The following is an 11,267-nucleotide window of genomic DNA, read 5'->3' on the forward strand; positions in this document are numbered from 1 at the left end:
CGACGGGCGGGACCGGTGCCTCTGAGCGGCGGCCCGAGGTGCTCCTAGCTTCGGAGTAGGGATACGGGGCGACAGGAAACCGCCGAGACCCGGCGACGCCGCGGTACCCGCGCAAGGAGGTCGACATGAACTTCCGCATCGTCGGCGGCGAGCTGGGTCCAGCCGCCGGAGCCGCGTCGCAGGCGGGGGAGGCGAGGTCATGACGCCCACGGCGACGCGGCGTACCCGGCTCACCGACCAGCGGGTCGCCTCGATCATGTCGCGACCGGCGATCGCCGTCCGGGAGTACGCGACGCTGTCCGACGCGCTGACCGCGTTCGCCGCGTCCGGCCTGCGCCATCTCGTCGTGGTCGACTCGGCCGGGCGCTGCCTGGGGATGCTCAGCGATCGGCTGGTCGCCGGTGCGTGGGCGGCGGACCCGGCGTGCTTCGACGACGTACACGTCACCGCGCTGCTGGAGCCGGACCAGCCGATGATCGTGTCGACCGCGACGATCGGGCAGGCCGCTCAGGTGATGCATCGGCTGGGTACGGACGCGGTGGTCCTGGTCGACGCCGTCGCCGAGCCGGTCGGCGTGCTCACCGCGGCCGACCTGATCGGGCTGCTGGCCAAGCCGTCACGCGACGGCTGACGGTCAGAGCCTGAACAAGGCACACCCGGGGGCGGCAGAAGTCCGGGCGGCAGATCGCCGCAGATTACGGTCGGTGGGCCGGGAACAGCCGTTGCACGGCGGCGACGATGGCCGCCCGGCGGTCCGCGAGGAAAGCGTCGCGGTCCCCCTCGGGGACGGTGACCAGGGCGGGATTTCCCGCCCAGGACATGGCGAGCTGGTTGACGAACATCAGGACGTCCATCGGGTCCCAGCCGGTGTGGAGCTGACCGGCCTCTTGCGCCTGGCGCAGCTGCTCGACCTTGTGGCGGACGGACTCGCGGAGCGGGTCGCCGGACGTCTGCCCGTCCAGGGACAGCTCCATCTGGCCCCAGGTCATCAGGCGCCGACGAGCCGGATGCTGGAGGAAGTAGTCGTGCACCCGCCCGGCATAGCCCGGAAGGTCGGCGGGGTCCATCCGGGTGGCCTCGGCCACCGCCGCCAGTTCCCGGGCCGCGACGAACCGGTAGAGCGCCTCCTTGCTCTGGAAGTGCGCGTAGACGCGTTCCTTGCTCGTCTTGGCCGCCTTGGCGATCCGCTCGACCCGGGCGCCGGCGATGCCGTGCTCGGAGAACTCCGCCGTGGCCGCGGCGACGATGCGGTCGCTCGTCGAATCGGTGCTGATCGGGGCCGCCATGCCTTTGAGCGTACTCAACCGAACCATTCGGTTTGGCGGAGTGGGATCCGCGCGGTACGTTCAAACCGAACCGTTCGGTTTGACTTTGGCTGAGTTTGAGGAGCGACACCCATGAAGAACAGGACATTGGGCCGGGAAGGCCTCATCGTCTCCGAGATCGGCTACGGCGCGATGGGCACGGCGATCGGCTACGGGCCGTCGGACGACACCGAGTCCATCGCCGCGATCCGCCAGGCGCACGACCTGGGCGTGACGCACTTCGACACGGCCGAGCTGTACGGCTGGGGAGTCGGGGAGCGGCTGCTCGGCAACGCGCTCGCGCCGATCCGCGATCAGGTGACCATCGCCACCAAGTTCGGGTTCACCCCGACGCTCGGCCGCGACTCCCGGCCGGAGCACATCCGCGAGGTCGTCGACAACAGCCTGCGCAACCTCGGCGTCGGCACGATCGACCTGCTCTACCAGCACATCCCGGACCCGAACGTGCCCATTGAGGACGTCGTCGGCGTCATGCGGGAATACGTCCAGGCCGGCAAGGTGAAGTACCTCGGACTATCCAATGCCGACGCCGACACGATTCGGCGGGCACACGCGGTGCACCCGATCTCGGCGCTGCAGAACGAGTACTCGATCTTCGCCCGCGGCGTCGAACCGCTGCTGCCGGTGCTCGACGAACTCGGCATCGGCTTGGTGGCGTACTCGCCGATCGCGCGGGGGTTCCTCAGCGGCGCGGTCCAACACCGGGACAGCTTGGCCGCTGACGACTGGCGTCAGCGCGTCGCCTGGTGGAACCCGGAGAACTTCGACGCCAACGTGGCGATCGTCGGCGAGCTGACCAAGCTCGCGGAGAGCAAGGGCGCGACCGTGGCGCAGCTGGCGCTGGCCTGGGTGCTCGCGCAGCGGACCGACATCGTGCCCATCCCGGGCTCGCGCAGCTCCGCCCGGGTCGCCGAGAACATCGCGGCCGCCGACCTGGTGCTCACGGCGGAGGACCTCGCCCGCATCGCCGAGATCGCTCCGGACGGCGGCATCATCCAGCACGCCTGACCAGCGGACAGCCGGACGGCCCGGCGACGCGGGAGCGTCACCGGGCCGGACCCGGGGGAGATCACTTGACTGTGGCCTTGGCCGGCTCGGCTTCGACGACGGCGAACCCGGCCGACTTCGGAGTGGTGAAGCCGTGGGCGAAACCGGCCAGCGCCAGCAGGAACATCAAGGCGGCGGCACCGTAGGCGACCAGTGCGGCCTGACCGGCCTTGGCGCCGAATTCGCTGAAGCCGTAGCTGGTCAGCAGCAGGCCGCGCAGGGTCTCGCCCTTGAAGACGGTCTCGCGCTGCTGGTTGACGTCGGCCAGCTGCTTGGTCAGGTCGTCGACCTTGGCCTGGTCGACCGGGGTGGCCTTCTGCGCCTCGGTCAGCTGGTTCTTCAGCTGCGTCTGCGGTGTGCCGAGGTCGGCGTAGGTCTGGCCGCCGGCGATCGACTTCAGGTGCAGCCCGATGAACTCGTTGGCGTAGCACTCGGCCTGCTTGCCGGTGGTCATCGGCTGGCCGGCGTACTCGACGAGGCAGGCCGCCTTCTTCTCCTCGCCGGTGAGGGTGTCGGCGGTCTTGAAGGTGATGTGCTGCGCGGCCAGCTGGTCGTGCACGTAGGTGTTGGCGAAGCTGGCGTTGGCGCCCAGCACGATGCCGGCGACCAGCAGGAGCGCGGCGATGGCGAGCCCGCCGATGCTGAACAGGAGGTCGAGGGTCCGGCGCTTCATGGTGTGCTCCTTCAGGAGGGGGTGAGAAACACGTCGTTGCCCCCAAAGCATCGGTTGTGGACGGTCACCGCAGCAGAGACACAGTCCCCGGATTCGGCGGGACCAAAGACTCCGATTGGACGGGACCCTCAGCCCAGCGTCCGGTGTAGATAAGGCAAGGGCGGTGCGGACCGTCGAAGGTCCACACCGCCCTGACCGGCCCACCGGCTCGCCCGCGTTCCCAAGTGGATGTCCGCTCGGGCCCTCCTCGCGGGCTGGCCAGGCGCCGGGCCGCTCCAGCTCAGCTCACCGGTCTCGGTCACAGACAGAGGACAAAGTCCCGACCGGCTGCGCCACAAGGCCCTACGCCACATCGTCGATGCGGCGCACCGTGTGCCGATGAGACACGCCATCCTCGCCGAGTGCCTCGATGCCGCGATCGCCGCGCCGTCCATTCACAACACTCAGCCGTGGCGGTTCCTGCCGCGCGAGCATTGCGTCGACGTGTACGCCGACCGCAGCCGGCGGCCGGCGGCGAGCGATCCGAACGGGCGCGAGCTCGCCATCTCGGTCGGGGCGGCGGTGCTGAATCTGCGGGTCGCGTTGCTGGCCCGCGGATACCGGCCGCTGTACGCGCTGCTGCCGGAGCCGTCGCAGGCGGATCTGCTGGCCCGGGTCACCTTCGGCGGGCGCGTTCAGCCGACCTATCTCGCGCGCCGGTTGGCCGGTGCGATTCCCCGTCGACGGTCCAACCGCGGCCCGTTCCGCTCGGCCGAGCTGCCGGAGCCGGTGCTGACGGAACTGGTCCAGGCCGCTGCCGCCGAGGGGGCGTACCTGATGATCGTCGACTCGCCGTTGCGGGACGCGGTCCTCGGCGCCGTACGCCGGGCGGAGACGTCGCGCCGGGCCGATCCCGCGTACTCCGCCGACTTCGCCTGGCCCGGAGCGGTCGAGGACGATCCCACGCTGGCGGTCCTCTACGGTTCCGGCGACTCCACGTACGCCTGGCTGCGGGCCGGGCAGGCGCTGGAACGCGTCCTGCTGACGGCCACGGCCAACGGCGTGCAGAGCACTCTGATGACGCAGCCCTTGGAGTACGCCGACCTGCGTACGCTGTTCGACGACAGCGCGCTGGGCCGGCGTGCTCAGGCGATCATCCGGCTCGGCTACGGCGACGAGCCGCCCGCGTCGCCTCGGCGGGCGCTGGCCGAGGTCATCATGGCCGTCCCGGATGAACCGGCCGGTACAGCAGACTGATCACAGCCGTCCCGTCAGGCCAGCGGCACCGACCAGACCAGGCGAGTGCCCTCGTCCGGTGGCGAGGTCAGATCCAGGTCGCCGCCGTGCTGCTTGGCGCGTTCGCGGGCGTTGGCCAGCCCGCTGGACTCCTTGGCGCCGCCCCGGCCGTTGTCGTAAACGGTGAGCGTCAGCCGTCCCGATCGCACCGCGACAGCCATCTCCAGCTCGGTCGCCTGCGCATGGCGTATCACATTGGACAGAGCCTCGTTGACCACGGCCAGGATGTCGCCGTGCAACTCGACCGGCACGGCCGAGTCGACCGGCCCGTCGAGCCGCAGCGCCGGGCGGAACCCGAGCCCGGCGGACGCGCGCTCGGCCAGTCCGCGGATCTCGGCCCGGAGCGAGGTGGCGGTCGGGGCGCGCAGCTCGAAGATCGCGCCGCGGATGTCGCGGATGGTGGCGTCGAGGTCGTCGACGGACTGGTGGATGCGGTTCGCCACCTCGGGCTTCGTCGCGAGCGCCGCCACGGTCTGCAGTTGCAGACCGGTGGCGAACAGCCGCTGGATGACGACGTCATGCAGGTCGCGCGCGATCCGCTCACGGTCGGACAGCAGCAGCAACTGCTCGCGATCGAGGTGCGCCTGGGCGCGGTCGAGGGCGAGCGCGGCCTGGCTGGCGAACAGCCCCACCAGGCGCAGCTCCTCGGTCTCGCGGGGCTCGCCGGCGTAGGCGACGATGAGCGCGCCGCGCGAGTGGCCGAACGGCGAGATCGACGCGCGCAGCTCCGGCACGGCGACCGGCCAGGTGGCGGCCTTGCCGACGTGCTCGACCTCCAACTGCTCGCCACGGGTGATCGCGGCCTCGATCGCCGAGCCCTCCAGCGGAATCGTCTCGCCGACCAGGCCGTCCAAGGGCTCGAAAGAGTCGCAGGCCGCGACGGTCAGGCCGTCGCCGTCGTCGTCGAGCAGGACGACGGTCGTGAAGACCGCGTCAGCCGCCTCGCGGGCCTTGCGGACCACGATCGCCAGCGGATCCTCCGCGTCGTGCACGTCGGCGATCGTGGCCGCCACCTCGGCCGTGGCCTGCAGCCAGCGCTGGCGGCGCCCGGCCAACGCATAGAGGCGGGCGTTCTCGATCGCGGCACCGGCGGCGGCCGCGAGCGCGACCATGATCTCCTCGTCGTCGTCGGAGAACTCGGGCGCACCCTGCTTCTCCGACAGGTAGAGGTTGCCGAAGATGTGATCGCGGACGCGGATGGGCACGCCGAGGAAGCTGTGCATCGGCGGGTGGCCCGGCGGGAACCCGGCCGACTGCGGATGCCGGGTGATGTCGGGCAGGCGTACCGGGCGCGGATCGCCGATGAGCAGGCCGAGCACGCCCTTGCCGGTCGGTGGATTGCCGATGCCCTTGTGGGTCTTCGGGTCCATGCCGTGCGTGATGAACTCGATCAGCTGCCGGTCGCCGCCGATCACGCCGAGCGCGCCGTACTTGGCGTCCGCGAGGTGACAGGCCGACACGACGATCCGTTCGAGGGTGGCGTGCAGATCGAGGTCGGTGCCGATGCCCACGACCGCGTCGAGCAGGCTGCGCAGCCGTTCACGGCTGTTCATCACGTCGCCCACGCGGTCCAGCAGCTCCTGGAGAAGCTCATCCAGGCGTACGCGCGACAGCGGCGACAGGCCGAGCGAAGTCCACTGCTGTTCCACGAGACAAATGGTACGGCCGGGCGGCACAGTCGTGGCGGGCCGCCGCCCGGGTGACGCACTTGTCACGTCACCCGAGATTCCCCGCATCTCCGGCGATCCCGGGACTTTGGTCCCCTGATCAGGGGCCGGGGCACCCTGCCGCCGACGGGTCGGCTGGACCGACGGTGGGCGCATGAACACCATGCATTCCTCGCGTCCGGTGGTCGTCGGCGTCGACGGCTCTCCGTCGAGCCTGGGCGCGGTCGCGTACGCGGCCCGCGACGCCGGCTGGCGAGGCGTCCCGCTCCGCCTGGTGTACGCGCACGAGCTGCCGATGTACGGATACCTGCCGATGGGCATGGTCGCCTACTCCGTGGCCGAGGCCGAGCACTTCCAGGAGCAGGTGGCCAAGCTGCTCGCGGACACGGCCGAGCAGGTCCAGCAGCAGTTCCCCGCACTGGTCGCGATCGAGTCGAAGGAGGTCACCGGCGGGCCGGCGGGTGTCCTGATCGACGAGTCGCGGACCGCGGCTGTGACGGTCGTCGGCTGCCGGGGCGTCGGAGGCTTCGCCGGGCTGCTGCTCGGCTCGGTCTCGGCGCAGCTCGCCGCGCACGCGCACGGTCCCGTGGTGGTGGTACGCCCACCGGTGAGCGATGTCGAGCCCGGCCCGGAGCAGCCGCCGCCTTCGCCGGGCCCCCGTGGTCCGATCCTGGTGGGATTCGACGAGTCGGCCGCCTCCCGGGCGGCGTTGGCCTTCGCCGTCGACGAGGCCCGCCGCCGGGGCGTCCCGTTGATCGTGATGAACGCGTGCGTGCCCAGTGAGCAGACCAGCGCGGCGAAGAAGCTGGCCGACGCGGTCGCGGCGTACGCCGACGGCGGGCTCGCGGTGCAGACCCGCGTTCAGGTCACCGACAACGTCGAGAAGGCGATGGTCGACGCCTCGGCCGACGCGGCGTTGTCCGTCGTCGGATCACGAGGCCGGGGCGGTTTCGCCGGCCTGCTGCTCGGCTCGGTCAGCCGGGCGCTCGTGCATCACGCCCACCACGCGGTCGCCGTGATCCACCCGTCCGAAGACTGATCCTCTGGTCGTGATCCACCCGGGAGCGGGACTGAAATCCTGGCGGGTCTAAAGTCCCGGCTCGCGGGACCCGCGGCACTGGGCCGGGCGACGCGCCGGACGCACCCTGAAGACATGGCCACGGAAGAAGCCGTCCCGAAGGAAACCGCCGCGGAGGAAGCCGCCCCGAAGGAAGCCACCCCGAAGGAAGCCGCGCGGGGTCTGCTCCGGAAGTCTCAGGATCACCGCCTGGGGTACCTGCTCGGCGTGGTCTATCACGACGAAGAGGTCCGCGAGAACCCGTCGCCTGACGATCGCGCCGTCCGCGACCGCGAAGGCCCGCGGAGCACCCGGCTGGCGGGGCGGGAGGAGTGACCGGCACCGCGCCGCAGATCGTGGGGCTGACCAGCACCGGGATCGCTCATCCTGAGCTGTCGCCAGATCGAAACGACGCCGCCCGGTTCACCATTACGGTGAACCGGGCGGTGGCACGGTCGAGTGTGCTACGAGGCCGGCTCGGGCTCGATCGCCGCCAGTTCGTCAGCGGGTTCGACGGCCAGTAGCCGCGCCCGGGTGTGGCTGAGCCGTTCGGCGATGACGCCGGTGAACCGCCGCATCAGCTCATAGCCGAGTGCGGGGTCGGCCGCGCACAGTTCGCGCACGCCGGGACCGTCCAGTGCCACCGCGTGCACCGCGTCCTCGGCGGTGCCGGTGAACTGCCACCGGTACGGCGGGAACAGCCAGGACCAGCCGATCACCGAGCCGGGGCCGAGGGTCTCCACGACGACCTCGCCGCGACCCGGGACGGTGGTGCTCAGCCGGACGTGACCGTCGTCGACGAGCCAGAACCGGTCGGCGCGCCCGCCCTCGGCGAACAGGCGGCTGTCCCGGTGGAACATGGTGGTGTAGCCCCACATCGACAGCCGGTCGAGTTGCCGGTCCGACAGACCGGTCAGGAACGGGTGGGACCGCAGGGTGAGATACGTCGTCTCGATCATCGGAAAACACCTCCTGCTATCGGGCTGCTGTCGGGGCTGGATGGATGACGGCGACCGGTCCGTGCGCGTGGTGCACGAGGGCTCGGCTGACCGAGCCGAGCAGCAGTCCGGTGAACCCGCCCCCGCCCCGGCTGCCGACGACGGTCAGCCCGGCTCCGCTCGTCTGGTCGATCATCGCCTTCTCGACGTGCTGCGCCGCCACGGTACGCGTCTCGATGGTGACGCCGGGCTGGTGCAACCACGGGCTGACCGCGTCGAACAGGATCTGCTCGGCGACCGCCTCGTCCTGCCGCACCTCGAAGTAGGGTTCGCCGCGGCCGATGGGGAAGGCGTACACGGCGATGATCGAGGTGGTCCGGCGGCGGGCCTCGTCGACGGCCCACTTCAGGGCGAACTGCGCACCCGGGGAACTGTCCACACCGACCACGATCGGGCCGTCCACCGGTTCGGCAGGGGTCTCGCCGTCGGTGACCGGTGGGCGTACGACGACGACCGGACCGTGGGCGTGCGCGGCGACCTGTGCCGACACCGAGCCGAGCAGGAGCTCGGTGAACCCGCCCAGTCCTCGGCAGCCGACCACGGTCAGCTGGGCGTGGCGGGACTCCTGGAGCAGCACGGCCGCTCCGCCTCCGGTCACCGAGCGGGCGCTGATGTCGGCCAGCCCCGGATGATCGTCCGTCAGCTGCTTGACCACTGCGGCCAGCATCGTCTCGGCGTCGGCCCGCATCGCCTGGTCGTCGAGGTAGTACCGATCTGCGACCGCGACGGGAAGGTATCCGTAGACCGGGATCTCGAACCCGTGGACCAGCGACAGTGGTGCGTCGCGCAGTTCGGCCAGCCGGGCGGCGTACCGGGCGGCGGCCAGGCTGGACGGGGAGCCGTCGACACCGACGACGACCGGCGGAACGGGGGTGGTGCTGGACATCAGAGCCTCCTTCAGCTCGACAGGTTGACGACCTCACCCAGCCGGCGACGCGGGCTGGCGGGTGGTGTGCCGTCGGGGGCGTAGCCGACGCGCAGCGCCAGCTGGGGCGCGCCGATCCCGGCCAGCACGTGCCGCAGCCGTTCGCGGGTCAGGGTGTGCTCGGTGACGTCGCTGATCGGGGAAGCGGCAAGACCGGCCGCGGTGGCCCCGAGCAGCAGCGCCGAGAGCGCCTGACCGGCGTGCAGCCAGGCCGGCGGGGTGTCCTCGTCGGTGAACAGCACCGCGTACAGGGTTCCGGCGTCGCCCTCGTCGCCGGGGTCGAGCGTGCCGGCGCTAGGCGGGGCGAATTCGCGTACCGGGACCCGGCGGGGCGACGGCGACACGGCCGTCTCCGATGGCACCCCGGATCCGTTGGCCGGGGCCTTCGGCGCGTTCGCGGTCCAAGCCGCGAGCTCGTGCCGGTACGCCGGATCGGCGAACTGCAATTCCGCCGCGCGGGCCGCCAGGATTGCCAAGTCGTCGATCTCGCCGCCGCGGAGGACCGCCAGGTGGGCGCCTTGGTGTTCAGCCAGGCCGATCAGCCGCTGGATCACCGCCACGGGCACCGGCTGGCCGGTGAACGCCCGCCGGTCCGTGCGTCGCTGCGAGATGGCGGCGTACGCGGCCCGGTCCTCGGTGGCCGGATCGGCGGCGTCGCCGAGGCGTACCTCGGCCAGCAGATCAGGCTCGGCGGGATCAGGCAGCGTACGCACGTCGGCGGCGTGACCGGCGACGGCCAGCGCGACTCGCGCGTGGTGCAGGGCGGCGCCGCAGCTGACGGTCAGCAGCCGGCCGTCGGGATCGGCGACGAGCAGCTGCCGCGCGCGGTCCGCCCACAGCTGCATCGAGTCCTCCTGGACGACCCATCGCCACGGCTGCGTGTTGAAGATGGACGGGGCGTTGAGGGCGACCTGTGCCGCCACCCGCAGGGTGCGGCCGTCCGCCGGTCCGATGGTCCTCATGGTTATGACGATCCACCTACGCGGGCCACGAGGTCAGGGCCGCCGGGCGCAACCCCTCAGGCCCGATGGCCCATGCCCGGGTGGGACTAAAGTCCCTGTGCGCCGGGTCAGGAACGCTGGCAGACTGAGGAGCATGATCCGCGTGTTCCTCCTCGACGACCACGAGGTCGTCCGGCGCGGCCTGCGCGAACTGCTGGAGGCGCAGGGCGACATCGAGGTGATCGGCGAGGCCGGTCTGGCGACCGAGGCCGCGCACCGGGCCCCCGCGCTGCGTCCGGACGTGGCGATCCTGGACGCGCGGCTGCCCGACGGCAGCGGCATCGACGCGGCTCGTGAGATCCGTTCCGTCGACCCGAGCATCCAGGTGCTCATCCTCACCTCCTACGAGGACGACGAGGCGCTGTTCGCGGCGATCATGGCCGGGGCCGCCGGATACGTGCTCAAGCAGATCAAGGGCACCGACCTGGTCGACGCCGTCCGGCGGGTCGCCGATGGACAGTCGCTGCTGGACCCGGCGGTCACCGCGCGCGTCCTGGAGCGCATCCGCAACCCGCAACGGGAGCCGGCCCAGCTGCGTGGGCTCACCGAGCAGGAGCGCAAGATCCTCGACTTCATCGCCGACGGGCTGACCAACCGCCAGATCGCGGCGCAGATGTTCCTGGCGGAGAAGACGGTCAAGAACTACGTCTCGAGCCTGCTCGCCAAACTGGGCTTGGAGCGGCGGACCCAGGCGGCGGTGCTGGCCACCAAGCTGCGCGAAGGCGGCCACTGACGCCCAGTCAGCCGCGCGGTCAGCGCAGCCGGAACACATAGGGATCCGGTTCGTCGCCCACCGCCGCCAGGCGCAGTTTCGCATCGACCACGACGAGCCCGTCCGGTCCGGCGATGATCGGATTCAGGTCCAGTTCCGCGATCTGCGGCAGGTCTTGGGCGATTCGGCCCAGCCGGTGGACCAGCTCCTCGACCGCCGCGGTGTCCACGCCGGGGGCGCCGCGATAGCCGGTGAGCAGCCGCGCGCCGCGCAACGACCGCCACATCCGTGCTCCGTCCCGGTCCGACAGCGGCGTCAGCCGGTAGACCCGGTCGCCCAGGAGGTCGGTGAGCACGCCGCCCAGGCCGAGCATCACCAGCGAGCCGAACAGCGGGTCGTGCACGACGCCCGCCGCCAGCTCCACCGGCGTCATGATCCCAGCTTCGGCAGCCGCGCGTACTGCCGGAAGTGCCGCTCAGCACCCGCGGCTGGGACCTTCGTCCCCCGGGACGAGCGCGGTGGCGGGCTCCCCGACCCGGGGGCCCGCCCCGGAACAACAGGCCTTGGGGAGCGCGCGTGGCGCCGGC

The 11,267-nt window shown here is 71.4% G+C and carries 13 protein-coding genes; 6 read left to right on the forward strand and 7 right to left on the reverse strand.

The features are described 5' to 3' along the window. Positions 1 to 199 precede the first annotated feature (199 nt). Entirely contained in the window at positions 200 to 631 is a 432-nt protein-coding gene (locus AB0M47_RS13000; RefSeq protein WP_363412381.1) for a CBS domain-containing protein, read from the forward strand. Between the two features lie 64 nt (positions 632 to 695). Here the strand turns inward: AB0M47_RS13000 and AB0M47_RS13005 are convergent, their stop codons facing one another. Next, positions 696 to 1,286, reverse strand: coding sequence for a TetR family transcriptional regulator (locus AB0M47_RS13005; RefSeq protein WP_363412383.1), 591 nt, complete (start codon positions 1,284 to 1,286; stop codon positions 696 to 698). Between the two features lie 111 nt (positions 1,287 to 1,397). Between AB0M47_RS13005 and AB0M47_RS13010 the strand changes: the two genes are divergently transcribed. Then, the gene (locus tag AB0M47_RS13010) at positions 1,398 to 2,333 is read left to right on the forward strand and encodes an aldo/keto reductase (protein WP_363412385.1); all 936 of its coding nucleotides are present in this window, start codon (positions 1,398 to 1,400) and stop codon (positions 2,331 to 2,333) included. Positions 2,334 to 2,394: 61 nt separating this feature from the next. Here AB0M47_RS13010 and AB0M47_RS13015 read toward each other — a convergent pair whose 3' ends face one another. Further along, entirely contained in the window at positions 2,395 to 3,045 is a 651-nt protein-coding gene (locus AB0M47_RS13015) for a hypothetical protein (RefSeq protein ID WP_363412386.1), read from the reverse strand. A gap of 378 nt (positions 3,046 to 3,423) precedes the next feature. Here AB0M47_RS13015 and AB0M47_RS13020 point away from each other — a divergent pair, with 378 nt between their 5' ends. Beyond that, complete coding sequence (locus AB0M47_RS13020) at positions 3,424 to 4,281, forward strand: nitroreductase family protein (protein WP_363412388.1); 858 nt, start codon at positions 3,424 to 3,426, stop codon at positions 4,279 to 4,281. 14 nt (positions 4,282 to 4,295) lie between these two features. On the opposite strand, the gene AB0M47_RS13025 is transcribed toward AB0M47_RS13020, so the two are convergent. Next, a complete protein-coding gene (locus AB0M47_RS13025) occupies positions 4,296 to 5,873 on the reverse strand; it encodes a GAF domain-containing protein (protein WP_363412406.1) in 1,578 nt (525 codons plus the stop codon). 268 nt (positions 5,874 to 6,141) lie between these two features. On the opposite strand from AB0M47_RS13025, the gene AB0M47_RS13030 reads away from it, so the two are divergent. After that, complete coding sequence (locus AB0M47_RS13030) at positions 6,142 to 7,026, forward strand: universal stress protein (RefSeq protein WP_363412390.1); 885 nt, start codon at positions 6,142 to 6,144, stop codon at positions 7,024 to 7,026. A 114-nt stretch (positions 7,027 to 7,140) separates the two neighbouring features. Continuing rightward, positions 7,141 to 7,380, forward strand: coding sequence for a hypothetical protein (locus AB0M47_RS13035; RefSeq protein WP_363412392.1), 240 nt, complete (start codon positions 7,141 to 7,143; stop codon positions 7,378 to 7,380). Positions 7,381 to 7,508: 128 nt separating this feature from the next. Here the strand turns inward: AB0M47_RS13035 and AB0M47_RS13040 are convergent, their stop codons facing one another. The 3 genes from AB0M47_RS13040 to AB0M47_RS13050 are packed head-to-tail and all read right to left on the reverse strand — an operon-like array spanning position 7,509 to position 9,929. Continuing rightward, the gene (locus tag AB0M47_RS13040) at positions 7,509 to 8,003 is read right to left on the reverse strand and encodes a cyclic nucleotide-binding domain-containing protein (RefSeq protein WP_363412394.1); all 495 of its coding nucleotides are present in this window, start codon (positions 8,001 to 8,003) and stop codon (positions 7,509 to 7,511) included. A 16-nt stretch (positions 8,004 to 8,019) separates the two neighbouring features. Next, a complete protein-coding gene (locus AB0M47_RS13045; protein ID WP_363412396.1) occupies positions 8,020 to 8,928 on the reverse strand; it encodes a universal stress protein in 909 nt (302 codons plus the stop codon). Between the two features lie 11 nt (positions 8,929 to 8,939). Further along, a complete protein-coding gene (locus tag AB0M47_RS13050; RefSeq protein ID WP_363412398.1) occupies positions 8,940 to 9,929 on the reverse strand; it encodes a nitroreductase in 990 nt (329 codons plus the stop codon). A gap of 133 nt (positions 9,930 to 10,062) precedes the next feature. Between AB0M47_RS13050 and AB0M47_RS13055 the strand changes: the two genes are divergently transcribed. Next, the gene (locus AB0M47_RS13055; protein WP_253763180.1) at positions 10,063 to 10,701 is read left to right on the forward strand and encodes a response regulator transcription factor; all 639 of its coding nucleotides are present in this window, start codon (positions 10,063 to 10,065) and stop codon (positions 10,699 to 10,701) included. Positions 10,702 to 10,720: 19 nt separating this feature from the next. Here the strand turns inward: AB0M47_RS13055 and AB0M47_RS13060 are convergent, their stop codons facing one another. Next, the gene (locus AB0M47_RS13060; RefSeq protein WP_363412400.1) at positions 10,721 to 11,113 is read right to left on the reverse strand and encodes an acetate--CoA ligase family protein; all 393 of its coding nucleotides are present in this window, start codon (positions 11,111 to 11,113) and stop codon (positions 10,721 to 10,723) included. Between the last annotated feature and the right edge of the window lie 154 nt (positions 11,114 to 11,267).

The sequence above is a fragment of the Hamadaea sp. NPDC051192 genome, assembly GCF_040682475.1.
In the GTDB taxonomy this organism is placed as follows: Bacteria; Actinomycetota; Actinomycetes; order Mycobacteriales; family Micromonosporaceae; genus Hamadaea; species Hamadaea flava.

Excerpts from the sequence above, each read along its gene's own strand:
- AB0M47_RS13040 (WP_363412394.1), bottom strand. The coding sequence starts at position 8,003 with ATGATCGAGACGACGTATCTCACCCTGCGGTCCCACCCGTTCCTGACC.
- AB0M47_RS13045 (WP_363412396.1), bottom strand. The coding sequence starts at position 8,928 with ATGTCCAGCACCACCCCCGTTCCGCCGGTCGTCGTCGGTGTCGACGGC.
- AB0M47_RS13015 (WP_363412386.1), bottom strand. The coding sequence starts at position 3,045 with ATGAAGCGCCGGACCCTCGACCTCCTGTTCAGCATCGGCGGGCTCGCC.
- AB0M47_RS13000 (WP_363412381.1), top strand. The coding sequence starts at position 200 with ATGACGCCCACGGCGACGCGGCGTACCCGGCTCACCGACCAGCGGGTC.
- AB0M47_RS13050 (WP_363412398.1), bottom strand. The coding sequence starts at position 9,929 with ATGAGGACCATCGGACCGGCGGACGGCCGCACCCTGCGGGTGGCGGCA.
- AB0M47_RS13055 (WP_253763180.1), top strand. The coding sequence starts at position 10,063 with ATGATCCGCGTGTTCCTCCTCGACGACCACGAGGTCGTCCGGCGCGGC.
- AB0M47_RS13060 (WP_363412400.1), bottom strand. The coding sequence starts at position 11,113 with ATGACGCCGGTGGAGCTGGCGGCGGGCGTCGTGCACGACCCGCTGTTC.
- AB0M47_RS13010 (WP_363412385.1), top strand. The coding sequence starts at position 1,398 with ATGAAGAACAGGACATTGGGCCGGGAAGGCCTCATCGTCTCCGAGATC.
- AB0M47_RS13030 (WP_363412390.1), top strand. The coding sequence starts at position 6,142 with ATGAACACCATGCATTCCTCGCGTCCGGTGGTCGTCGGCGTCGACGGC.
- AB0M47_RS13005 (WP_363412383.1), bottom strand. The coding sequence starts at position 1,286 with ATGGCGGCCCCGATCAGCACCGATTCGACGAGCGACCGCATCGTCGCC.
- AB0M47_RS13020 (WP_363412388.1), top strand. The coding sequence starts at position 3,424 with ATGAGACACGCCATCCTCGCCGAGTGCCTCGATGCCGCGATCGCCGCG.
- AB0M47_RS13025 (WP_363412406.1), bottom strand. The coding sequence starts at position 5,873 with ATGAACAGCCGTGAACGGCTGCGCAGCCTGCTCGACGCGGTCGTGGGC.
- AB0M47_RS13035 (WP_363412392.1), top strand. The coding sequence starts at position 7,141 with ATGGCCACGGAAGAAGCCGTCCCGAAGGAAACCGCCGCGGAGGAAGCC.